The 23,131-nt window shown below is 63.5% G+C and carries 24 protein-coding genes; 18 read left to right on the forward strand and 6 right to left on the reverse strand.

Translation table 11 applies throughout. From position 1 onward, the window contains the following. The first annotated feature begins 276 nt into the window (after positions 1–276). The 7 genes from hslV (at position 277) to HU720_RS18945 (ending at position 8,043) form a co-directional block, all read left to right on the forward strand. The gene (hslV, locus tag HU720_RS18915) at positions 277–807 is read left to right on the forward strand and encodes an ATP-dependent protease subunit HslV (RefSeq protein ID WP_186521682.1); all 531 of its coding nucleotides are present in this window, start codon (positions 277–279) and stop codon (positions 805–807) included. A gap of 76 nt (positions 808–883) precedes the next feature. Further along, positions 884–2,227: an ATP-dependent protease ATPase subunit HslU gene (gene hslU / locus HU720_RS18920; protein WP_186521684.1), complete on the forward strand. Its 1,344-nt coding sequence runs from the start codon at positions 884–886 to the stop codon at positions 2,225–2,227. A gap of 167 nt (positions 2,228–2,394) precedes the next feature. Further along, positions 2,395–2,772 carry a DUF971 domain-containing protein gene (locus HU720_RS18925; protein ID WP_186521686.1) on the forward strand — a complete coding sequence of 126 codons (378 nt, stop codon included), beginning with the start codon at positions 2,395–2,397 and terminating at the stop codon, positions 2,770–2,772. A gap of 340 nt (positions 2,773–3,112) precedes the next feature. After that, entirely contained in the window at positions 3,113–4,792 is a 1,680-nt protein-coding gene (gene phaC / locus HU720_RS18930) for a class II poly(R)-hydroxyalkanoic acid synthase (protein WP_186521695.1), read from the forward strand. Positions 4,793–4,829: 37 nt separating this feature from the next. After that, entirely contained in the window at positions 4,830–5,681 is an 852-nt protein-coding gene (gene phaZ / locus HU720_RS18935; RefSeq protein ID WP_186521697.1) for a poly(3-hydroxyalkanoate) depolymerase, read from the forward strand. 60 nt (positions 5,682–5,741) lie between these two features. Then, positions 5,742–7,424: a class II poly(R)-hydroxyalkanoic acid synthase gene (phaC, locus tag HU720_RS18940; RefSeq protein WP_186521699.1), complete on the forward strand. Its 1,683-nt coding sequence runs from the start codon at positions 5,742–5,744 to the stop codon at positions 7,422–7,424. 4 nt (positions 7,425–7,428) lie between these two features. Then, on the forward strand, positions 7,429–8,043 hold the full coding sequence (locus tag HU720_RS18945; protein ID WP_186521700.1) for a TetR/AcrR family transcriptional regulator: 615 nt from the start codon (positions 7,429–7,431) through the stop codon (positions 8,041–8,043). A gap of 221 nt (positions 8,044–8,264) precedes the next feature. Here HU720_RS18945 and HU720_RS18950 read toward each other — a convergent pair whose 3' ends face one another. The 3 genes from HU720_RS18950 to HU720_RS18960 all read right to left on the reverse strand — a co-directional run bounded on the left by HU720_RS18950 (position 8,265) and on the right by HU720_RS18960 (position 9,779). Then, on the reverse strand, positions 8,265–8,960 hold the full coding sequence (locus HU720_RS18950) for a phasin family protein (protein WP_186521701.1): 696 nt from the start codon (positions 8,958–8,960) through the stop codon (positions 8,265–8,267). 10 nt (positions 8,961–8,970) lie between these two features. After that, positions 8,971–9,390: a phasin family protein gene (locus HU720_RS18955; RefSeq protein ID WP_186521702.1), complete on the reverse strand. Its 420-nt coding sequence runs from the start codon at positions 9,388–9,390 to the stop codon at positions 8,971–8,973. 113 nt (positions 9,391–9,503) lie between these two features. After that, positions 9,504–9,779 (reverse strand): polyhydroxyalkanoic acid system family protein, encoded by a 276-nt coding sequence (locus tag HU720_RS18960; RefSeq protein WP_186521703.1) that lies wholly within the window; start codon positions 9,777–9,779, stop codon positions 9,504–9,506. Between the two features lie 125 nt (positions 9,780–9,904). Here HU720_RS18960 and ubiE point away from each other — a divergent pair, with 125 nt between their 5' ends. The 11 genes from ubiE (at position 9,905) to HU720_RS19015 (ending at position 20,132) form a co-directional block, all read left to right on the forward strand. Then, positions 9,905–10,675: a bifunctional demethylmenaquinone methyltransferase/2-methoxy-6-polyprenyl-1,4-benzoquinol methylase UbiE gene (gene ubiE, locus HU720_RS18965; RefSeq protein WP_186521704.1), complete on the forward strand. Its 771-nt coding sequence runs from the start codon at positions 9,905–9,907 to the stop codon at positions 10,673–10,675. Then, entirely contained in the window at positions 10,675–11,298 is a 624-nt protein-coding gene (locus HU720_RS18970; protein WP_186521707.1) for an SCP2 sterol-binding domain-containing protein, read from the forward strand. Before ubiE ends, HU720_RS18970 begins: the two co-directional genes overlap by 1 nt. Continuing rightward, complete coding sequence (gene ubiB, locus HU720_RS18975; protein WP_186521713.1) at positions 11,295–12,908, forward strand: ubiquinone biosynthesis regulatory protein kinase UbiB; 1,614 nt, start codon at positions 11,295–11,297, stop codon at positions 12,906–12,908. Before HU720_RS18970 ends, ubiB begins: the two co-directional genes overlap by 4 nt. Positions 12,909–12,981: 73 nt before the next feature. Beyond that, positions 12,982–13,374 (forward strand): phosphoribosyl-AMP cyclohydrolase, encoded by a 393-nt coding sequence (gene hisI / locus HU720_RS18980; protein ID WP_186521720.1) that lies wholly within the window; start codon positions 12,982–12,984, stop codon positions 13,372–13,374. A 1-nt stretch (position 13,375) separates the two neighbouring features. Then, complete coding sequence (locus HU720_RS18985) at positions 13,376–13,711, forward strand: phosphoribosyl-ATP diphosphatase (protein WP_186521721.1); 336 nt, start codon at positions 13,376–13,378, stop codon at positions 13,709–13,711. Between the two features lie 150 nt (positions 13,712–13,861). After that, positions 13,862–14,143 carry a twin-arginine translocase TatA/TatE family subunit gene (locus HU720_RS18990; RefSeq protein WP_186521723.1) on the forward strand — a complete coding sequence of 94 codons (282 nt, stop codon included), beginning with the start codon at positions 13,862–13,864 and terminating at the stop codon, positions 14,141–14,143. 3 nt (positions 14,144–14,146) lie between these two features. Further along, a complete protein-coding gene (tatB, locus tag HU720_RS18995) occupies positions 14,147–14,500 on the forward strand; it encodes a Sec-independent protein translocase protein TatB (RefSeq protein WP_186521725.1) in 354 nt (117 codons plus the stop codon). Next, entirely contained in the window at positions 14,497–15,285 is a 789-nt protein-coding gene (gene tatC, locus HU720_RS19000) for a twin-arginine translocase subunit TatC (protein ID WP_186521736.1), read from the forward strand. Before tatB ends, tatC begins: the two co-directional genes overlap by 4 nt. Continuing rightward, complete coding sequence (locus HU720_RS19005) at positions 15,282–15,989, forward strand: 16S rRNA (uracil(1498)-N(3))-methyltransferase (protein WP_186521738.1); 708 nt, start codon at positions 15,282–15,284, stop codon at positions 15,987–15,989. The genes tatC and HU720_RS19005 overlap by 4 nt, the downstream gene beginning before the upstream one ends. Positions 15,990–16,088: 99 nt before the next feature. Further along, complete coding sequence (locus tag HU720_RS19010) at positions 16,089–18,005, forward strand: methyl-accepting chemotaxis protein (RefSeq protein ID WP_186521746.1); 1,917 nt, start codon at positions 16,089–16,091, stop codon at positions 18,003–18,005. 174 nt (positions 18,006–18,179) lie between these two features. Then, on the forward strand, positions 18,180–20,132 hold the full coding sequence (locus HU720_RS19015; RefSeq protein ID WP_186521755.1) for a methyl-accepting chemotaxis protein: 1,953 nt from the start codon (positions 18,180–18,182) through the stop codon (positions 20,130–20,132). Positions 20,133–20,241: 109 nt separating this feature from the next. On the opposite strand, the gene HU720_RS19020 is transcribed toward HU720_RS19015, so the two are convergent. The 3 genes from HU720_RS19020 to HU720_RS19030 form a co-directional block, all read right to left on the reverse strand. Then, positions 20,242–20,976 (reverse strand): ATP-binding cassette domain-containing protein, encoded by a 735-nt coding sequence (locus tag HU720_RS19020; RefSeq protein ID WP_186521759.1) that lies wholly within the window; start codon positions 20,974–20,976, stop codon positions 20,242–20,244. Continuing rightward, a complete protein-coding gene (locus HU720_RS19025) occupies positions 20,969–21,931 on the reverse strand; it encodes an ABC transporter permease subunit (protein ID WP_186521757.1) in 963 nt (320 codons plus the stop codon). The genes HU720_RS19020 and HU720_RS19025 overlap by 8 nt, the downstream gene beginning before the upstream one ends. A 77-nt stretch (positions 21,932–22,008) precedes the next feature. After that, on the reverse strand, positions 22,009–22,806 hold the full coding sequence (locus HU720_RS19030; protein ID WP_186521761.1) for a transporter substrate-binding domain-containing protein: 798 nt from the start codon (positions 22,804–22,806) through the stop codon (positions 22,009–22,011). Positions 22,807–23,131 lie beyond the last annotated feature (325 nt).

The following is a 23,131-nucleotide window of genomic DNA, read 5'->3' on the forward strand; positions in this document are numbered from 1 at the left end:
CTGCGCAGCAGCCCCTTGGGTTTTCAGGGCTGCTGCGCAGCCCAACGCGGGACAAGCCCGCTCGCCACAACTATCTATCGTTTCCCACAGGACCGGGTACAACCAGCAATGTTGCGGTTGAGCACGGTCCCTGTGTGCGGGCTTGTCCCGCGATGGCGTCATCATCGGCAACAAATCAACAACAGGCCGCCGTTGCCCCAAGGTTGAAATCCTTCCCCCCACCCCCATATGTCTCTGCAACAGGCATTTTCGCCCCGCTGCGTGGAGACTCTCCCCTTGACTACCATCGTTTCTGTCCGCCGTAACGGCAAAGTCGTCATGGGCGGCGACGGCCAGGTTTCCCTCGGCAACACCGTAATGAAAGGCAACGCCAAAAAGGTCCGCCGCCTGTACAACGGCCAGGTCATCGCAGGCTTTGCCGGCGCCACCGCCGATGCCTTCACCCTGTTCGAGCGTTTTGAGTCGCAACTGCAGAAACACTCCGGCCACTTGGTGCGCGCAGCCGTGGAGCTGGCCAAGGAATGGCGTACCGACCGTTCGCTGAGCCGCCTTGAAGCCATGCTGGCCGTGGCCAACAAAGACGCCTCCCTGATCATCACCGGCAACGGCGATGTGGTCGAACCCGAAGACGGCCTGATCGCCATGGGTTCCGGCGGCGGCTACGCCCAGGCTGCCGCACGCGCATTGCTGAACAAGACCGACCTGTCGGCCCGCGAAATCACCGAAGCTGCCCTGAACATCGCCGGCGACATCTGCGTGTTCACCAACCACAACCTGACCATCGAGGAGCAGGACCTGGCCGAGTGATCAGTTGTTCTGGCGCCCCGTCACGCTGGCGGGGCCTTCCCACGCTGACCCATTCTGCCCGAGGACCGTATTGATCATGTCCATGACCCCACGCGAGATCGTCCACGAACTCAACCGCCACATCATCGGCCAGGACGACGCCAAGCGCGCCGTGGCCATCGCGCTGCGCAACCGCTGGCGGCGCATGCAGCTGCCGGCTGAGCTGCGCCAGGAAGTGACCCCGAAGAACATCCTGATGATCGGCCCGACCGGCGTCGGCAAGACCGAAATCGCCCGCCGCCTGGCAAAACTGGCCAATGCGCCGTTCATCAAGGTCGAAGCGACCAAGTTCACCGAAGTGGGCTATGTGGGCCGTGATGTCGAATCGATCATCCGCGACCTGGCCGATGCCGCGCTGAAAATGCTCCGCGAGCAGGAAATCGTCCGCGTGCGCCACCGCGCAGAAGACGCCGCCGAAGACCGTATCCTCGACGTGCTGCTGCCGCCCGCCCGCGTCAGCAGCTTCGCCGAAGAAGCACAGCAGACCAGCAGCGACTCCAACACCCGCCAGCTGTTCCGCAAGCGCCTGCGTGAAGGCCAGCTCGACGACAAGGAAATCGAAATCGAAGTCGCCGATTCGGTCGGCGTCGATATCGCCGCCCCGCCCGGCATGGAAGAAATGACCAACCAGCTGCAAAGCCTGTTTGCCAACATGGGCAAAGGCAAGCGCAAGTCGCGCAAGCTGAAGGTCAAGGAAGCGCTGAAGATGGTCCGCGAAGAAGAAGCGGGCCGCCTGGTCAACGAAGACGAGCTCAAGGCCAAGGCCTTGGAAGCGGTCGAGCAGCACGGCATCGTGTTCATCGACGAAATCGACAAAGTGGCCAAGCGCGGCAACGTCGGCGGCGCCGATGTGTCGCGTGAGGGTGTGCAGCGCGACCTGCTGCCGCTGATCGAGGGCTGCACGGTCAACACCAAGCTGGGCATGGTCAAGACCGACCACATCCTGTTCATCGCCTCCGGCGCGTTCCACCTGAGCAAGCCGAGCGACCTGGTGCCAGAGCTGCAAGGCCGCCTGCCGATCCGCGTCGAACTCAAGGCGCTGACCCCGGAAGACTTCGAGCGCATCCTCAAGGAGCCGCACGCCTCGCTGACCGAGCAGTACCGCGAGCTGCTGAAAACCGAAGGCCTGCACATCGAGTTTGCCGACGAGGGCATCAAGCGCCTGGCCGAGATCGCCTTCCAGGTTAACGAAAAGACCGAAAACATCGGCGCCCGCCGCCTGCACACCCTGCTCGAGCGGCTGCTCGAAGAGGTGTCGTTCAGTGCCGGCGACTTGGCCAGCGCACACGAGGGCACGCCGATCAACATCGACGCCGCCTATGTGAACAGCCACCTGGGTGAACTGGCGCAGAACGAAGACCTGTCGCGGTACATTCTGTAATAGCGCAGGGACCGCTTTGCGGTCCATCGCGACACAAGGCCGCTCCTGCAGAAGATTGCACCCTGTAGGAGCGGCCTTGGGTCGCGATGGGCTGCGCAGCAGCCCCCTTGCACATTGGCCCCAATCACTCGAAGCTTGCGCTACCAGCTCATGAGAGATTACCCGCCATGGCCCGCCTGCCCACCGCAATCAACCTGCACAAAGCCTCGAAAACCCTCACCCTCACCTACGCCCCCGGCGAGGTCTACACCCTGCCTGCCGAATTTCTGCGGGTGCACTCCCCCTCCGCCGAGGTGCAGGGCCACGGCAGCCCCATCCTGCAATTTGGCAAGATCAACGTAGGCCTTTCAGGGCTGGAGCCTGCCGGCCAATACGCACTGAAACTGATCTTCGACGACGGCCATGACTCAGGCTTGTTCACCTGGGAATACCTCGAGCAGCTGTGCCTGCGCCAGCAACAACTGTGGGCCGAGTACCTGGACGAACTGCACCAGGCCGGCAAGTCCCGCGACCCCGCCGAATCCGTGGTCAAACTGATGCTCTAGCGCAAGGCTCCTGCGAGTTAGAGCGCATTTTCTAATCTCATCTGCTTGAATGCCTGACGGGCAGCACAAAGACGTGCTGTCTTGCGCATTACATGAAAGTCGGGTAACCAATGGAGCTGGCAAGTTCCCTGCATCGCTTTACAGCCAGGCAGGGCCAGGCCGGTATGCCGTAGAGGTCGCGAGCGAAAGCAGGCTGTCTTCATACGCAGAAAACCCCGCTGCTCATCACCACCGCGCATCCGGTCGCAGCACCGCTGTTCCTTATCACTGGTCACCCGAGTAGCAGTACCGGGCTGTCACAGCACGCCGGTACTCGTCTCAGGACAACGGAGCGTCGTAGATGAGTAACAAGAACAACGATGAGTTGCAGCGGCAGGCCTCGGAAAACACCCTGGGGCTGAACCCGGTCATCGGCATTCGCCGCAAGGACCTGCTCACCTCGGCGCGCACCGTGTTGCGCCAGGCCGTGCGCCAGCCGTTGCACAGCGCCAAGCATGTCGCGCATTTCGGCCTTGAACTGAAAAACGTCCTGCTGGGCAAGTCGAGCCTGCAGCCGGAGAGCGACGACCGCCGCTTCAACGACCCGGCCTGGAGCCAGAACCCGCTGTACCGGCGCTACCTGCAAACTTATCTGGCCTGGCGCAAGGAACTCAACGACTGGGTCGCCAGCAGCGACCTGTCGCCCCAGGACATCAGCCGGGGCCAGTTCGTCATCAACCTGATGACCGAAGCCATGGCGCCGACCAACACGCTGTCCAACCCGGCGGCGATCAAGCGCTTCTTCGAAACCGGCGGCAAGAGCCTGCTCGACGGGCTGTCCAACCTGGCCAAGGACATGGTGCACAACGGCGGCATGCCCAGCCAGGTGAACATGGAAGCCTTCGAGGTGGGCAAGAACCTTGGCACCAGCGAAGGCGCGGTGGTGTTTCGCAACGATGTGCTGGAGCTGATCCAGTACAAGCCCATCACCGAGCAGGTGCACAGCCGGCCGCTGCTGGTGGTGCCGCCGCAGATCAACAAGTTCTATGTGTTCGACCTCAGCCCGGAAAAGAGCCTGGCGCGCTTCTGCCTGCGCTCGCAGCAGCAGACCTTCATCATCAGTTGGCGCAACCCGACCAAGGCCCAGCGCGAATGGGGCCTGTCGACCTACATCGATGCGCTCAAGGAGGCGGTCGATGCGGTGCTGTCGATTACCGGCAGCAAAGACCTGAACATGCTCGGCGCCTGCTCGGGGGGCATCACCTGCACGGCGCTGGTGGGCCATTACGCGGCACTTGGCGAAAAGAAAGTGCACGCGCTGACGCTGCTGGTCAGCGTGCTCGACACCACCATGGAAACCCAGGTGGCGCTGTTCGTCGACGAGCAGACCCTGGAGGCGGCCAAGCGCCACTCCTACCAGTCCGGCGTGCTCGAAGGCAGCGACATGGCCAAGGTGTTCGCCTGGATGCGCCCCAACGACCTGATCTGGAACTACTGGGTCAACAACTACCTGCTGGGCAATTCGCCACCTGTGTTCGACATTCTGTTCTGGAACAACGACACCACGCGCCTGCCGGCCGCCTTCCACGGCGACCTGATCGAGATGTTCAAGAACAACCCGCTGATTCGCTCCAATGCCCTGGAAGTGTGCGGCACCCCCATCGACCTGAAGACGGTCGACTGCGACATCTACAGCGTTGCCGGCACTGCCGACCACATCACCCCTTGGCAGTCGTGCTACCGCTCGGCGCACCTGTTCGGCGGCAAGATCGAGTTCGTGCTGTCCAACAGCGGCCATATCCAGAGCATCCTCAACCCGCCGGGCAACCCCAAGGCGCGCTTCATGACCGGCGAAGACCGCCCGGACGACCCACTGGCGTGGCAGGAAAACGCGGTCAAGCACGCCGATTCGTGGTGGCTGCACTGGCAGAGCTGGCTGGGCGAACGTGCAGGCGAGTTGAAGAAGGCCCCGACGCGTCTTGGCAACCGCACTTACTCGGCAGGCGAAGCCGCGCCCGGCACCTACGTTCACGAACGCTAGTACCGCCGCCACGTCCACACCTTTAAGAGCCACGCGCATGCCGCAACCGTATTTGTTCAGGACTGTCGAGCTGGATGACCAGTCGATCCGCACCGCGGTCCGCCCAGGCAAGCCGCACCTGACGCCACTGCTGATTTTCAACGGCATTGGCGCCAACCTGGAGCTGGTGTTCCCGTTCATCGAGGCGCTGGACCCGGACCTGGAAGTGATCGCCTTCGACGTGCCCGGTGTCGGCGGCTCGTCGACGCCGCGCCACCCCTACCGTTTTCCGGGGCTGGCCAAGCTGACCGCGCGCATGCTCGATTACCTCGACTACGGCCAGGTCAACGTGATTGGCGTGTCGTGGGGCGGCGCGCTGGCCCAGCAGTTCGCCCACGACTACCCCGAACGCTGCAAGAAGCTGGTGCTGGCGGCCACTGCCGCCGGTGCGGTGATGGTGCCCGGCAAGCCCAAGGTGCTGTGGATGATGGCCAGCCCACGCCGCTACATCCAGCCGTCCCACGTCATCCGCATTGCCCCGATGATCTACGGCGGCGCCTTTCGCCGCGACCCGGACCTGGCCTTGCACCATGCCTCCAAGGTGCGCTCGGGGGGCAAGCTGGGCTACTACTGGCAGCTGTTCGCAGGGCTTGGCTGGACCAGCATCCACTGGCTGCACAAGATCCACCAGCCCACCCTGGTGCTGGCCGGGGACGACGACCCCTTGATCCCGCTGATCAACATGCGCCTGCTGGCCTGGCGCATCCCTAATGCGCAACTGCACATCATCGACGATGGCCACTTGTTCCTGATTACCCGGGCCGAAGCGGTTGCGCCGATCATCATGAAATTCCTCGAGCAGGAGCGCCAACGCGCAGTGATGCACCCGCGCCCTGCTTCGGGCACCTGAGCGCCCAAAGCCGCACCTGCAGTACTTGCAAGCCCGATTGCTCAACGATGGAGTGTTGGCATGAAAGAGAAACCGGCAACAGCGACGGCTCCGGCCCCCGCCACCCACATGACGGTGCAGAACGCGATCACCGGCCTGCGTGGCCGTGACCTGATCTCGACCCTGCGCCATGTCGGCCGCCATGGCCTGCGCCACCCGCTGCACACCGCCCGGCACCTGCTGGAGCTCGGTGGCGCGCTGGGCCGGGTGATGCTTGGCGACACGCCCTACCAGCCGCACCCGCGCGACAAGCGCTTCAGCGACCCCACCTGGAGCGAAAACCCGCTTTACCGCCGCGGCCTGCAGGCGTACCTGGCCTGGCAGAAACAAACCCGCCTGTGGATCGAGGAAAGCTCGCTGAGCCACGACGACCGCGCCCGGGCGCAGTTTCTGTTCAACCTGATCAACGACGCCATCGCTCCCAGCAACTCGCCGCTCAACCCGCTGGCCATCAAGGAGCTGCTCAATACTGGCGGGCAGAGCCTGCTGCGCGGCGCCGGCCACCTGCTGGACGATTTGCGCCACAACGACGGGCTGCCGCGCCAGGTCGACGAGCGCGCCTTCGAGGTCGGCGGCAACCTGGCCAACACCCCAGGCGCCGTGGTGTTTCGCAACGAGCTGCTGGAGCTGATCCAGTACCAGCCACTTAGCGAAAAACAACACGCCCGCCCACTGCTGGTGGTGCCGCCGCAGATCAACAAGTTCTACATTTTCGACCTGAGCCCGACCAACAGCTTTGTGCAGTACATGCTCAAGAACGGCTTGCAGGTGTTCATGGTCAGTTGGCGCAACCCCGACCCCAGCCATCGCGAATGCGGCCTGTCGAGCTACGTGCAGGCGCTTGAGCAAGCGCTGGATGCCTGCCGCAGCATCAGCGGCAACCGCGACCCCAACCTCATGGGTGCCTGCGCCGGCGGCCTGACCATTGCCGCCTTGCAGGGCCACTTGCAGGCCAGGCAGCAACTGCGCAAGGTGCACAGCGCCACCTACCTGGTGAGCCTGCTGGACAGCCAGTTCGACAGCCCCGCCAGCCTGTTCGCCGACGAGCAGACGATCGAGGCGTCCAAGCGCCGCTCGTACCAGCGCGGGGTGCTCGATGGTGGCGAGGTGTCGCGGATCTTCGCCTGGATGCGGCCCAACGACCTGATCTGGAACTACTGGGTCAACAACTACCTGATGGGCAAGACCCCGCCGGCCTTCGACATCCTTTACTGGAACGCCGACAACACACGCCTGCCCGCGGCGTTGCATGGCGACCTGCTGGATTTCTTCAAGCTCAACCCGCTGACCTTCGCCGGCGGCCTGCACGTGTGCGGCACGCCCATCGACCTCAGGCAGGTTGGCCTGGACAGCTTTACCGTGGCCGGCAGCAACGACCACATCACCCCGTGGGATGCGGTGTACCGTTCAGCCCTGCTGCTGGGCGGCGAAAAGCGGTTCGTGCTGTCGCACAGCGGGCATATCCAGAGCATCATCAACCCGCCGGGCAACCCCAAGGCCTATTACCTGGACAACCCGAAGATTTCCGGCGACCCGCGCGCCTGGTTTCACGATGCCCACCGCCACGACGGCAGTTGGTGGCCGCTGTGGCTGGCGTGGATCAGCCAGCGCTCAGGCCCGTTGAAGGCGCCGCGCACCGCGCTTGGCAACACAACCTACCCGCCCCTGTGCCCGGCGCCGGGCACCTATGTGAAGGTGCGCTGAACGGATGAAAACCCGCGACCGCATCCTCGAATGCGCCCTGCAACTGTTCAACCGCCAAGGCGAGCCCAACGTCTCGACCCTGGAAATCGCCAACGAGATGGGCATCAGCCCAGGCAACCTGTACTACCACTTCCACGGCAAGGAGCCGTTGGTAAACGGGCTTTTCGAGCGCTTCGAGGAGGCATTGATGCCGCTGCTCGACCCGCCCCTGGACGTGCGCCTGGATGCCGAGGACTACTGGCTGTTCCTGCACTTGATCGTCGAGCGCATGGCGCAGTACCGCTTTTTGTTCCAGGACCTGTCCAACCTCACCGGGCGCCTGCCCAAGCTGGCCCGTGGTATGCGCGGTCTGATAAACGCGCTCAAGCGCACCCTCGCCGCATTGCTGGCGAGCCTGAAGAACCAGGGGCAGGTGACCAGTGAGACCCAGGCGCTGGGGCAACTGGTCGAGCAGATCACCCTGACCTTGATGTGCTCGCTGGATTACCAGCGGGTGCTGGGCCGCGAGGGTGACGTCGGGGTGGTGGTGTATCAGGTGATGATGCTGGTGGCGCCACACCTTCAGCCGCCAGCGCGCAAGGCGGCAGAGCAGTTGGCGATGCGGTATCTGGAGGGGTGAAATCATCGCGGCTGGACGCGGCCTTTGTAGGAGCGGCCTTGTGTCGCGAATGGGCTGCGAAGCAGGCCCGGCGATGCTGCATGATGCGCAGAACCTGGGGCTGCTTCGCAGCCCATTCGCGGCACAAGGCCGCTCCTACAGGGGGCCGCGCCCAGCCGAGCTAGATGCCCGGCGCGTTCCCTGTGGGAGCGGGCTTGCCCCGCGATCTAGGCGACGCGGTATCAGGCCTGGGTTGCCGCGTCCGCTGGCGCCGATGGCGCGCTGCTGGCCGGGGCTGCATTGGCCGCCGGGGCCGCTGCGGGCTTGGCAGGTGCTTTTTTCACCGCAGGCTTTTTCGCCGCAGCAGGTTTTGCAGCAACCGGCTTGGCAGCAGGTTTCGCCGCAGGCTTGGCCGCTGCGGTTTTTGCCGCAGGTTTTGCCGCTGCGGCCTTGGCAGCCGGCTTGGCAGGTGCCTTGGCCAATGGTTTGGCCGCAGGCTTTTTAGTTGCCGCAGGCTTGGACACCGGGGCCACCGAGGCGCCCGTAAGCTTCTCGATCTGCTTGGTCAGCGTATCGACCTGCTGATGCAGCGCCTTGATCTCGTTACGGCTCGGTACACCCAGGCGCGAGATGGCGCTGTTCAGGCGCTTGTCGAAGGCTTCTTCGAGTTCGCTCCATTTGCCCAGCGCGCGGTCCTTGACGCCGCTGACCTTCGAAGTGGTCGATGACTTGGCGGTTTCGGCCACGTCTTCGGCGGTCTTCTTGGCCTGCTTTTCAGCCTTTTCGCCATCCTTTACCAGGGTGTCGAACAGCTTCGGGCCGTCCTGATCGATTTTCGAATAGATACCCAGGCCTGCGAGCCAGATCTTGCGCGAGTACTTCTCGATCCCGCCGACCCAGGAGCTGTTGTCTTTGTCGGAATTCTTCTTGCCAGCCATCCTGCTCTCCTTATGGTTTTTGCGCGACGCGCTCAAGCAGCTCGTGCAGCTGTTCAAGCTTGATGGACAATGCCTCTACGTCATGTTTAGACGCAATGCCGAGGCGATTCAAGGCACGCCCGACGCGCGCGTCGAATGCGCTCTCGATTTTGTCCAGCTGGACTTCAAGCCGGCCAGGCACGCGGGTGATTTCGTGGGTGGCTTCGTCGATCTGCGAGTTGGCAGCGTCCACGGCCTTGTCCAGGCGTTTCTTGCCGCGCTTTTCGACGCCTTCACCGGCTTTGACCAGTTCCTTGAAGTAGTCGGAACCTTCCTGGCCAACACGGGCGTAGGCGCCGATGCCAGCGAGCCAGATCTTGCGGGCATAGCCCCGCACTTCACCAAGGCTGCCTTGGGTCTGGTCTTTTTGCTTCAGATTAACTTTGGCCATGCTCTACACCTCTTGCTCGTTCCAGGGAGGGAGAAACAGCCCATGGGAAAGGGGGCTTGAGCGTGAAGGTAGGCTTAAAAGTTAGAAATCACACACTAAAAAGCAGCTGGCCGTCAGGCCAGGGCCTTGTCCAGGGCGCGTTCGATTTCGCCTTTGATGGTGCCGCTCATCATCGACAGCATCATGCCCAGCTTCAGCTCGACACGAATGGAGTCCTCGCCAATCAGCACGCTGCCCTTGGCGCCGCTGCGTGAAACATCGACCTGGTCACCGTTCCAGCTGGCCTTGAGGTCGTACTCGCGGGTCAGTTTGTCGACCAGCGTTTCGGCCTTGGCGCGGGCAGCTTCGCGGCCCAGGGAGTGTTTACGTTCGACGCTGATCTGGGTCATGCGGGTGTTCCTGAAGATAAAGACATAATTGCCATTATGCCCGCGCCCCCGCTGCGGCACACCCCGCCAAGACAAATCCGCCCGCAGCCCCTAGAATGGCGGTAATTTTTTACTGGTGAAGCGAAATGACCGACCCGCGCAAAGGCGACCACGCCGAACCCACCACCCATTTCGGCTTCCAGGACGTGCCTGAAAGCCAAAAGGCGAAGAAAGTCGCCGAAGTGTTCCACTCCGTCGCCGCTAAATACGACCTGATGAACGACGTGCTGTCCGGTGGCATGCACCGCCTGTGGAAGCGCTTCACCATCGAACTGTCGGGCGTGCGCACCGGCAACCGCGTGCTCGACATCGCCGGCGGCACGGGCGACCTGGCCGCCAAGTTCTCGCGCCTGGTCGGCCCAACCGGCCAGGTGGTACTCGCCGACATCAACGAATCGATGCTCAAGGTTGGCCGTGACCGCCTGCTCGACCGCGGCGTTGCCGGCAACATCGAATTCGTCCAGGCAGACGCCGAAAAGCTGCCCTTCCCGGACAACCACTTTGACTGCGTGACCATCGCCTTCGGCCTGCGCAACGTCACCCACAAAGAAGACGCCATTCGCTCGATGCTGCGCGTGCTCAAGCCCGGTGGCCGGCTGTTGATCCTGGAATTCTCCAAGCCTACCAACAAGCTCATGTCCAAGGCCTACGACGCCTATTCGTTCGCCTTCATGCCGCTGGCCGGCAAGCTGATCACCAACGACTCGGAAAGCTACCGCTACCTGGCCGAATCGATCCGCATGCACCCAGACCAGGAAACCCTGAAAAGCATGATGGTCGCCGCCGGCTTCGACCGCGTCACCTACCACAACATGACCAGCGGTATCGTTGCCGTGCACCGCGGGATCAAACCCTGATGCTGCTGGCCGGCCTGCTCGCCAGCGCCGAACACGGCATCAACCGTGTGCTGCGCATGGACAGCACGGCGCTGCCGCGGCTGGCCGCCCTTGAAGGCAAGGTGGTCGAGATCGACTGCCTGCAGCCGGCGCTGAAACTGTTCGTGCTGCCCGACGACCAGGGCCTGATGCTCGCCGCCCACTGGGAAGGCGGCGTCGACTGCACCCTGCGCGCCCCAGCCGGGCGCTTGGCGCAACTGGCCCTGGCCGGCGACAAGACCGCCGTGCTGCACAGCCCGCAGGTGCAATTGCATGGCGACACCGCGGTGCTGCTCGACCTGTTCGGCATACTGCAAGACCTCGACCTGGACTGGGAATACGAGCTGCAGCGCTGGCTTGGCCCGGTGCCGACCGCCCTGCTGGCCGGCCACCTGCGCCTGCGTGCGCGCTGGTCCCGGCAAGGCCTGACGCGTTTCAGTCAAAACCTTTCCGAGTACCTGGCCGAAGAGTCGCGTACGCTGGTCGGTAAACGCGAAGCAGAAGCGGCGTTCAGCGAGCTCGATGCGCTGAAGGTCGATATCGAACGCCTGGAGGCGCGCATGCGCCGTCTCGCCCACACTCTTGATACCAGCGATAACGCATGAAGCTGCTCGCCGTCCGCCGTCTGTTGCGCATCCAGCGCGTCGTGATCCGCTACCGCCTCGATGACTTGCTGTTCGAACAGCCCATGCTGCCGTGGTGGCTGGCCAGCTTGCGCCTGCTGATGCCTTGGCGCTGGCTGCCGCGCAAGGCATCCGCACTGAGCCGGGGCGCACGCCTGCGCCTGGCGCTGCAAGACCTGGGGCCGATCTTCATCAAGTTCGGCCAGTTGCTGTCTACCCGCCGCGACCTGCTGCCCACCGACATCGCCGATGAGCTGATGCTGTTGCAGGACCGCGTGCCGCCGTTCGACCCCAAGCAGGCCGTGGCGCTGATCGAGGCGCAACTGGGCGCCAAGGTGGGCGAAGTATTCAGCCGCTTCGACGTCGAGCCGCTGGCCTCGGCCTCGGTGGCGCAGGTGCACGCAGCCCGGCTTAAAACCGGTGAAGAGGTGGTGGTCAAAGTGGTGCGCCCCGGCCTCAAGCCAGTCATCGCCCAAGACCTGGCCTGGCTGTTCCTGATCGCCAAGGCCGCCGAGCGTGCCTCGGCCGATGCGCGGCGCCTGCACCCGGTAGAAATCGTCGGCGACTACGAAAAAACCATCTACGACGAGCTCGACCTGCTGCGCGAGGCGGCCAACGCCAGCCAGCTGCGGCGCAATTTCGAAGGCTCGGAACTGATGTACGTGCCCCAGGTGTACTGGGACCTGTGCCGGCCCAAGGTGCTGGTGATGGAGCGTATCTATGGCGTGCCGGTCACCGACATGGCCACGCTTGCCGACCAGCGCACCGACATGAAAATGCTCGCCGAGCGCGGCGTCGAGGTGTTCTTCACCCAGGTGTTCCGTGACAGCTTCTTCCACGCCGACATGCACCCCGGCAACATCTTCGTCAGCACCGTCAAGCCGTGGAGCCCGCAGTACATCGCCATCGACTGTGGCATCGTTGGCAGCCTGACCGCCGAAGACCAGGATTACCTCGCCCGCAACCTGATCGCCTTCTTCAAGCGCGACTACCGCCGCGTCGCCGAGCTGCATATCGACTCGGGCTGGGTGCCGGCGCAAACCAAGGTCAATGAATTCGAAGCGGCCATTCGCACGGTGTGCGAGCCGATCTTCGAAAAACCATTGAAAGACATCTCGTTCGGCCAGGTGCTGATGCGCCTGTTCCAGACGGCGCGGCGCTTCAACATGGAAGTGCAGCCGCAACTGGTGCTGCTGCAGAAGACCCTGCTCAACATCGAAGGCCTGGGCCGCCAGCTGTACCCGGACCTCGACCTGTGGAGCACCGCCAAGCCGTTCCTGGAACGCTGGATGCGCGAGCGCATGAGCCCCAAGGCGGTGCTGGGCAACCTGTACAGCCAGGCCGAACAACTGCCGCACCTGGCCGACATGACCCGCGACCTGCTCGAACGCCTGTCGCAACCGCACCTGAACGACCCGCCCATGCCCGAACGGCGCCGCAGCGCCGACAACTGGGCGCTGCGCCTGCTCGGTGCCGGGCTGCTCGCCGGTGGCGCCACCCTGGCGGCCGGCGCCGTCAGCCTCAGCGCCCCGGCCGCCTGGCCGGCCTGGCTGATGCTGGCGGCGGGGTTGTACCTGATCGTGCGCCGATAGCCAGCCGCGCCGCTGGCTGGCACACTACTGAACTGGGGCCCGGTACAGGAGCGGGCCTGCTCTGGAGTCGACGATGAAAGACTGGCTGGACGAGATCAAGTGGAACAGTGATGGCCTGGTACCGGCCATTGCCCAGGACCACAAGACCGGGCGTGTACTGATGATGGCCTGGATGAACCGTGAGTCGCTGGCCCTGACCGCCGCCGAGCAACGCGCCATCTACTGGTCGCGTTCGCGGGGCAAGCTGTGGCGCAAGGGTGAAGAGTCGGGCCATGTGCAAAAACTGCACGAAATGCGCCTGGACTGCGATGCCGACGTGATCATCCTGATGGTCGAGCAGCTCGGCCAGATCGCCTGCCACACCGGTCGTGAAAGCTGCTTCTACCGTGTGTTCGAAAACGGCCAGTGGATCACCGTCGACCCGGTCCTCAAGGACCCGCACGCCATCTACAGCGCAGGACATTGACATGAGCGACACCCTCGACCGCCTGGCCGAAGTGCTGGAACAACGCAAAAACGCAGCGCCCGACAGCAGCTACGTGGCCAGCCTGTACCATAAGGGCCTGAACAAGATTCTCGAAAAGCTCGGCGAAGAGTCGGTCGAGACCATCATTGCTGCCAAGGATGCTGCCATCAGCAACGACTGCAGCGATGTCATCTACGAAACTGCCGACCTGTGGTTCCATAGCCTGGTGATGCTCAGCGCACTGGGGCAACATCCACAGGCGGTGCTGGATGAACTGGATCGCCGTTTCGGGCTGTCCGGGCATGACGAAAAGGCTGCACGCGCGCCGTCTGCCTGAATGAATGACGGGGGCGCCTTGCGACCCTTCGCGGCGCAAGGCCGCTCCTACACCAATCGCAACCCCCTGTAGGAGCGGCCTTGTGTCGCGAACGGGCTGCAAAGCAGCCCCAGGGCCCGAAACACAGACACCTATTTTCAGGAGTGCGACATGGGTATTTTTGACTGGAAACACTGGATCGTCCTGCTGATCGTCGTGGTGCTGGTATTCGGCACCAAAAAGCTGAAGAACCTCGGCGGCGACCTGGGCGAATCGATCAAGGGCTTCCGTAAAGCCATGAACGACGAAGAAACCAAGCCGGCCGAACCAACCGTTACGCCGGCTCAGCCAGCCCAGCCCGTGCCGCCGGTGCAAACCACCGTGCAGCCGCCTCAGGGCCACACCCTCGAAGGCCAGGCCCAGCCGGCCCAAGATCCGCTGCGTAAAGACTGACCCATGTTCGGTATCAGTTTCAGCGAGCTGCTGCTCGTCGGCCTTGTCGCCCTGCTGGTTCTCGGCCCCGAGCGCCTGCCGGGCGCTGCGCGGACAGCAGGCCTGTGGATCGGGCGCCTGAAGCGCAGCTTCAACGCCATCAAGATGGAAGTCGAGCGCGAAATCGGCGCCGATGAAATCCGCCGCCAGCTGCACAACGAGCACATTCTGCAGATGGAAGAGGAAGCCAAGCGCATCCTCAACCCGCACAAGCCCGCCGCCAGCCCTGAAACACCCGCAGCGCCTGCCGCCATCAGCCCCGAGCAGGCGCCTGCAACGCCACCCTCCGAGCCGCCACAACCCCCGCGAGCCCCATGAGCGAGAATCCGGAACATGACCAGCCGATGCCGCTGGTCTCGCACCTGACCGAACTGCGCACGCGCCTGCTGCGCTGTGTCGCGGTCATTTTTCTGATCTTCGCCGGGCTGTTCTCCTTCGCCCAGCAGATCTACACCCTGGTGTCGGCGCCGCTGCGCGACCACTTGCCGGCCAACGCCACGATGATCGCCACCGACGTGGCCTCGCCGTTCCTGACGCCGTTCAAGCTGACCATGATCGTCTCGCTGTTTCTGGCGATCCCGGTCATCCTGCAGCAGATCTGGGGGTTCATCGCCCCGGGCCTGTACCGCCACGAAAAGCGCATCGCCATCCCGCTGCTGGTGTCGAGCATCCTGCTGTTCTACGCCGGCATGGCGTTCGCCTATTTCCTGGTGTTCCCGCTGATGTTCAGCTTCTTCGCCGCCGCCACCCCTGAAGGCGTGTCGATGATGACCGACATCGCCAGCTACCTTGATTTCGTCATGACCTTGTTCTTCGCCTTCGGCGTAGCCTTCGAGATCCCGGTGGCAGTGGTGCTGCTGGTTTGGATCGGCGTGGTCGATGTGCAGTACCTGAAGAAGGTCCGCCCGTACGTGATCATCGGCTGCTTCGTGGTAGGCATGATCCTCACCCCGCCGGACATTTTCTCGCAAACCCTGCTGGCCGTGCCGATGTGGCTGTTGTTCGAGATCGGCGTGCTGTGCGGCAGCCTGATCCGCAAACGCAGCGCTGCGCCAGACCCGGCGGACGACCACAACGACCAGCCGCCCGCGACCCAGCCGTGAACCTGCTGCTGCTCGAGGAGGCCGATTTCATCGCGGCCGACCGTGTCGTGCTGGCCGACCGGCGCTTTACCCATATGCAGGACATCCACCGCGTGGCGGTGGGTGACACCCTGCGCGTGGGGCGTATCGGCGGCCTGATGGGCAAGGCCGAGGTGGTTCGCCTTGAGGGCCACCAGGCCGAATTGCAGGTGGCCTTCGACCAGCCACCGCCAGCCAAGCTGCCGCTGACCCTGGTGCTGGCCGTGCCCCGGCCAAAAATGCTGCGCCGGCTGTTCCAGAGCATTGCCACCCTGGGCGTGCCGCGGCTGATCGTGCTCAACAGCTACAAGGTCGAGAAGAGCTTCTGGCAAACGCCGTTCCTCACCCCCGAGGCCATCCGCGAAAACCTGATTCTGGGCCTTGAGCAAGCGCGTGACACCGTGCTGCCCGAAGTCATCATCGAAAAGCGCTTCAAGCCGTTCGTCGAAGACCGCTTGCCGGCCATCGCCGCCGACACCCTGGGCCTGGTCGGCCACCCCGGCCCCTACCCTGCCTGCCCGCGCGCGGTAACCGGCCCGGTAACCTTGGCGATTGGCCCGGAAGGCGGCTGGATCCCCTATGAAGTCGACCTGCTGGCCAAGGCAGGCCTGCAGCCGGTGCAATTGGGTGATCGCATCCTACGGGTCGAGACGGCTGTGACTGCCCTGCTTTCGCGAATTTTCTGACAGGTCGGTCAGATATTTCTGATCAAGTTTCCCCGGCTGGCGCCGATGCCCTGTGCATCAGAAAAATAATCTGCACAGCCGCAACCGGGGGAGTCGTCCATGTACCGTTGGGTAACCCAGTCACTGGGAAATGTAAGCGTCAACCGCAAACTGGGGGTCGGCTTCGGGCTGGTACTTCTGCTCACACTGGGCATCGCCTCCACCGGCTGGATGGGCATCGACGAGGTGACCAACCGCGGCGACAAGCTCGGTAACATCTCGGTGATTCACCAGTACACCCAGGAACTGCGCATAGCCCGCCAGGACTACGACCGCAACCGCGACGCCGCCAGCATCGCCGAGCTTGAAAAGGGCCTGGCCACGCTTGAGCGCCAAGTGCAGATGATGCTCCAGCGCATCGAACGCCCCGCCGACGTCCAGCGCCTGCATCAGCAGGAAGAAGCCATCCGCCAGTACCAACAAGCCTTCACCGACCTGCGCCAGGCCGGCGAGCGCCGCGAGGGCAGCCGCGCCACCCTCGGCGACAGTGCCGACAAGGCCGCCGACTTGATCGGCAAGGTTCAGCAGCGTCTGCTGCAGGCCGGCGACATCCAGCAGTACCAGGAAGCCGTACAAGCCGCCGCGCTGCTGCAACAGGCGCGCTTCCAGGTGCGCGGCTACACCTACAGCGGCAAGGCCGAATTCCAGCAAACGGCGTTGAACGCCATCGACCAGGCACTGAACCTGCTTAAATCGCTGCCGGCACGCCTGCCTGCCGAATACGCCGCAAGCCTGGCCGACAGCGCCAGCGCCATGGCCGCCTACCGCGATGCCGTCACCCAGTTCGGCAACGCCCAGAGCACCAGCGCCGAGGCGCTGCAACGCATGGTTGTGCAAGGCCAGGTGCTGCTCGACAACAGCGTGGCCATGACCCTCTCGCAAACCGAAGTGCGCGACCAAGGCACACAGCGCGCCAAGACCCTGCTCGGCGGCGCTACTGCGCTGGCCCTGCTGCTCGGCGTACTGGCGGCTTTGCTGATCACCCGGCAGATCATCGTGCCGCTGCGCCAGACCCTGGACGCCGCCGAACGCGTGGCCAGCGGCGACTTGCGCCATGACCTGGCAGTCGAGCGTCGCGACGAAATGGGCCAACTGCAAGCCAGCATGCAGCGCATGACGCTCAGCCTGCGCCAACTGATCGGTGGCATCGGCGATGGCGTCACGCAAATTGCCAGCGCTGCCGAGGAACTGTCGGCCGTGACCGAGCAGACCAGCGCCGGGGTGAACAATCAAAAGGTCGAGACCGACCAGGTGGCCACCGCCATGAACGAGATGGCCGCCACCGTGCAGGAAGTGGCGCGCAACGCCGAACAAGCCTCGGAAGCCGCGCTGATGGCCGACCAGCAAGCCCGCGAAGGCGACAAGGTGGTCGGTGAGGCAATTGCCCAGATCGAGCGCCTGGCTAGCGAGGTGGTCAACTCCAGCGAGGCGATGAACCAGCTCAAGGCCGAGAGCGACAAGATCGGCAGCGTGCTCGACGTGATCAAGTCGGTCGCCCAACAGACCAACCTGCTGGCGCTCAACGCCGCCATCGAAGCGGCCCGCGCCGGTGAAGCCGGCCGTGGCTTTGCCGTAGTGGCCGACGAGGTACGCAGCCTGGCGCAGCGCACCCAGCAGTCGACCGAAGAAATCGAAGAGCTGATTGCAGGCCTGCAAAGCGGCACCCAACGCGTGGCCAGCGTGATGGACAACAGCCGCGCCCTGACCGACAGCAGTGTCGAACTGACCCGCCGCGCCGGCGGCTCGCTGGACACCATCACCCGCACGGTATCGTCGATCCAGGCCATGAACCAGCAGATCGCCACCGCTGCCGAGCAGCAAGGCGCCGTGGCCGAGGAGATCAACCGCAGCGTGATGAACGTGCGTGATATCTCCGAACAGACGTCTGCCGCCAGCGAAGAGACCGCCAGCTCCAGCGTCGAGCTGGCGCGCCTGGGCACGCACTTGCAGGGGTTGGTGGGCAAGTTCAGGCTGTAACAGGCAGCAAAAATAGGCTGCACGCCGCACCCGCCCAGGTGCGGCGAAACTTCCTATAGATCTAAGCGAAATCTCCTACAGCAAACACAGGTCCAGTCCTACGCACCTCCGGCCGATGAGCAAAGGGTCAGCGCCTAAACCGCGCCCATTGCACTTATCTGCCGGAGAATCCCCATGCTCGGACCTATCAACCGCGTGCTCAGCAACCTCAGCGTGCGCCTCAAGCTGGCCTCGGGGTTCGCCGTGGTGCTGCTGCTCACCCTGCTGACTACCGTGACCGGCTGGCTCGCCCTGGGCGATGCCATCGAGCGCTCGGAGAAGCTGACCCAGATCGCCCAGCTGAACGACTACAGCAAGGACCTGCGCGCCGAGCGCATCACCTATCGGGTACTCAATGACGACAAGAGCAGCGCCCAACTGGAGCTCGCCATTGGCCAGATCAAGACGCTGATCGACGAGATGCGCCCGCGCTTCCACAACCCGGAAAGCATGCGCCTGCTGAACGAAAAACGCGAAGTCATCCGCCGCTACGACACCGATTTCGCCAACCTGCGCAAAAGCGTGGCCGCCCGCCAACAGCAGCACCAGGCCCTGGCGGAGCTGGAAGGCGCCTTGGACAAAGCCGTCAGCGAGCTGCACAACCAACTGGTGGTCCACTTGGCCGAACTGGACATGCCCAACGCACAACGCCAGGCATTCGACCTGCTTGACCGGCTAAGCCGACATGTCGAGCTGGCCGGCCAGCGCGCCGCCACCCCGGCCTATTTCACCGACCCGCTGCAAGCCTTTGAGGAAGTTGGCCAGCCTGCGATTGCCGCTGCGCAAACCACCTTGGGCGAGGTCGATACGCTGCTGCGCGAGCTGAAGCTCGACCGGACGATGGACGAACCTGTGGTCAACGCCCTGGCGCGCTATCGCGAACAACTGCGCAACTACGCCCGCGCCGCTATTGGCGTCGAGCAGTTGCAGAATGACATGGAAACCCTCGGCGACCAGATCACCATCAGTGGCCGTGCCCTCAGCGACAGCCAGCTGACCCAGCGGGATGAAGAGGCGATCGCCGCCCGCAGCCTGATGACCACCGTGGCCATGCTGGCCTTGCTGCTGGGTATTCTCGCCGGCTGGCTGATCAGCCAGCAGATCACCACGCCCCTGCACCAAACCCTGCAACAAGCCGAGCGCATCGCACGCGGCGACCTCAGTCAGCTGAATGAAGTCGACCGCCGCGACGAACTGGGGCAACTGCAAGGCAGCATGCGCGCCATGACCCTGAGCCTGCGCGAGTTGCTCGGCGGCATCGACCGCAGCGTGAGCCAACTGACACTGGCAGTTGACGAACTGACCACCGTGAGTGAGCAAACCCAGCTTCGGGTCGGCCAGCAGAAAGAGGAGACCGACCAGGTAGCCACGGCCATGAACCAGATGAGCGCCACCGTGCAGGAGGTGGCGCACAACGCCGAGCTGGCCTCGATGGCGGCAACGACTGCCGACCAGCAGGCGCAGGTCGGTGACCAGGTGGTGGCGCAGGCGATAAACCAGATCGAGCAGTTGGCCGGGCAGATGGACCACTGCCAGGCCGCCATGGGCCATCTGGCCGGCGAAAGCCAGCGTATCGGCTCGATTCTGGACGTGATCAAGTCGGTGTCGGAACAGACCAACCTGCTCGCCCTCAATGCCGCCATCGAAGCCGCCAGGGCCGGTGAGGCCGGGCGCGGCTTTGCCGTGGTCGCCGATGAGGTACGCGGGCTGGCCCAGCGTACCCAGCAGTCCACCGAGGAAATCGAACAGCTGATCGACAGCCTGCACGGCGGCACCGATCAGGTGATGACGCTGCTGGGCGACAGTAAACGCCTGACCGAGGAGAGCGTGGAGCTAAGCCGCAAGGCCGGCGCCGCGCTGGGCGAGATCACCGAGACGGTGTCGACCATTCAAGGTATGAACCAGCAGATCGCCACGGCCAGCGAGCAGCAGAGCGTAGTGGCTGAGCAGATCAACCGCAGCGTGATGAACGTGCGTGATGTGTCCGACAAGACCAGCGAGGCGAGTGAGCGCACCGCGGCGTCTAGTAGTGAGTTGGGGGAATTGGAGCAGGAGCTGCGTGGGATGGTGGGCAAGTTCAGCTTGTGAAGCAGCGGCAAGCTTAGCCCTCAAGCTGCAAGAAAAAGCCAAGCCGCGAACGGGCGTCCAACATCAACCGGCTTTTTCTTGTGGCTTACCGCTAGCAACTTGCAGCTGCTCAAAGCACCTGACGCAAAAACGCCTGGGCCCGCGGGTCTTTCGGCGACTCGAAGAACGCCTGTGGCGCCGAGTCTTCCAGCAGTTTGCCGTGGTCGAAGAACAGCACCCGGTCAGCCACTTCACGGGCGAAGCCCATTTCGTGGGTGACGCAGACCATGGTCATGCCTTCCTGGGCCAGGGTCTTCATCACATCCAGCACTTCGCCGACCATTTCCGGGTCCAGTGCCGAGGTGGGTTCGTCGAACAGCATCACCTTGGGTTCCATCGCCAGGGCACGGGCGATAGCCACACGTTGCTGCTGGCCGCCGGACAATCGCGAGGGGTACTCGTTGGCTTTTTCGGCGATGCCGACCTTTTTCAACAGCGCATGCGCCTTGGCTTCGCGCTCAGCCTTGTTGCGCTTGCGCACGACCTTTTGCGCCAGGCACAGGTTCTCTAGCACGGTCATGTGCGGGAACAGGTTGAAGTGCTGGAACACCATGCCGACTTCGCGGCGGTAGGCGTTGATGTCGGTTTTCGGGTCTTCCAGGCGCAGGCCGTTGATCGACACATGGCCGGCGTCGAAGTGCTCCAGGCCATTGAGGCAGCGCAGGAAGGTGGACTTGCCCGAGCCCGACGGGCCCAGCACTACCACCACTTCGCCCTTGGCAACGCCGGTGGAAACGTTATCCACAGCGCGCACCACCATGCCGCGGGTGTCGAAGACTTTCAGCAGGTCACGGACTTCAATCACTTTGCGCAAGCCTCCGCTCGAGCCGGCTGGCAATGTGCGACAGCGGCAGGTTGATCAGCAGGTACAGACCCGCCACGCAGAACCAGATCTCGAAGGTCGAGAACGACGTGGTGATGGCCTCGCGGCCGCTCTTGGTCAGCTCGGTAATGGCGATCACCGACACCAGCGAGGTGTCCTTGACCAGGCTGATGAACTGCCCGGCCAGCGGCGGCAGCACGCGCTTGAACGCCTGCGGCAGGATCACATGGCGCATCGACTGGCTGCCGTTGAGCCCCAGCGAGCGGGCGGCTTCGTTCTGGCCCTTGGCAATCGACTGCACGCCAGCGCGGACGATTTCGGCCACATACGCGCCGGTGAACAACGCCAGCGCCGCCACGCCTGCAAACTCGCGGGACAGGTTGAGCACGGTGCCGATGAAAAAGTAGAAGATGAAAATCTGCACCAGCAACGGCGTGCCGCGTACCAGTTCGACATACACCGTCGACAGGTCGCGCAGGGTCGGGTTGGTGGACAACCGGCACAGCCCGGCAAACAGGCCCAGCAGAAGGCCAAGTGCTCCGGACACCACGGAAATCCACAGAGTGGTCCACAAGCCCCAGGCCAGGGGCCCGGCGGCCCAGTGACGGGTCACGCCAATGGCATCGCCTTCGGCCACATCATCGCCACGTGCCAGCACCAGGCTGTCGTTGGCAACGTCGAGCACCTGGGTGTCGCCGCTTTCATCTTTGAGGGTGACCCGGGCGTTGTCGCCGGACACCACGATCTCTTCGACCGTGCCTGGGTTGGCGGCACGTTGGGTTTCCTCGGCCTTGTAGGCGAAGTATTGCGGAACGCGGTTCCAGCGCCACTCGTAGGAAATCATCGAAGTGGCCAGGTACAAGCTGATCGCCAGGCCCACCAGGACCAGCGCGGTCAAGCCATGCCAAGGCCACTGGGCTTTCTTGTGTTTGATCACGTGGGTACTTCCGTAAAAGCGAAACGCGCAGGGCTTGCCTGCGCGTCGGGGTCGAGCCTGGGCTTGTGGCCCGGGCCTTATTCCATTTCCTTCAGCCAGTCCTTGTTCTTGAACCACTTGTCGTGGATACGATCGTAGGTCCCGTCATGCTTGATCTGGTGCAGGAAGTTGTTGATGTAGTTGATGCTGTCGTAGTCGCCCTTCTTCAGGCCGAATGCCAGCGGCTCGTAGGTGAAGGGTTCTTCGAGGAAGAGCAGCTTGCCGGCGCCGGCCTTCTCCACCGCTACCACGTTGTATGGGGCGTCGTAGACGAAGGCGTCGGCCTTGCCGTTGACCACGTCCATTACACCTTCCTGCTCGTTGTCGTAGCCGTGGTACTTGGCTTTGCCGATAAGCTTCTTGGCGACCATTTCACCGGTGGTGCCGAGCTTGGAGGTCAGGCGATATTTTTCGTTGTTGAGGTCTTTGTACGACTTGATCTCGCCCGCCAGTTCCTTGCGGATGAGCAGGGTCTGGCCAACCACGATGAAGGGTTCGCTGAAGTTCAGGCGCAGGTTGCGTTCCTGGGTCAGGGTCATGCCGCTGCCAATGAAGTCGAACTTGTTGGTCATCAGGGCCGGGATGATGCCGTCGTAGGCAGTGGAGACCATCTCCAGCTTCACGTTCATCGACTTGGCCAGGGCTTTGAGGATGTCGACTTCAAAGCCGATGATCTCGCCGCGCTTGTTGGTCATTTCGAACGGCATGTAGGTCGGGTCCATGCCCACCCGCAGGGTGCCGCGCTTGACCGCATCGTCGATGGCGCCAGCCTGGGCGGTGGTTACCGCAACCAACGCGGTCACGCCGACCAGCAGTCGCGACAGGTATTTTTTCATCATCACCAAGTCCCCTGAAAAAGAGTACGCGTATTTTTTTTGTAGGCACGGCCGTACCGACCGATGCGCAATGTCGGGGGGGATGCTAACGCATGCGGGGCTTGGCACCTAGTAGCGAGGGGGACTTTGTTGGCCAAAATCGGCCTGAAAGCATCGCGGGGCAAGCCCGCTCCCACACCGAATTGTGGAGCACAGGGCTGTGCAGGCTTGTGCTGGCCTCATCGCAGGCTATCGTCAGCTCCCACAGGGGCCGTGCTCAACCGCAACATTGCTGGTTGGACCCAATCCTGTGGGAAATGATAGAGAGTCGTGGCGAGCGGGCTTG

It is taken from the genome of Pseudomonas sp. SWRI51, from assembly GCF_014268825.1.
GTDB lineage: Bacteria > Pseudomonadota > Gammaproteobacteria > Pseudomonadales > Pseudomonadaceae > Aquipseudomonas > Aquipseudomonas farsensis.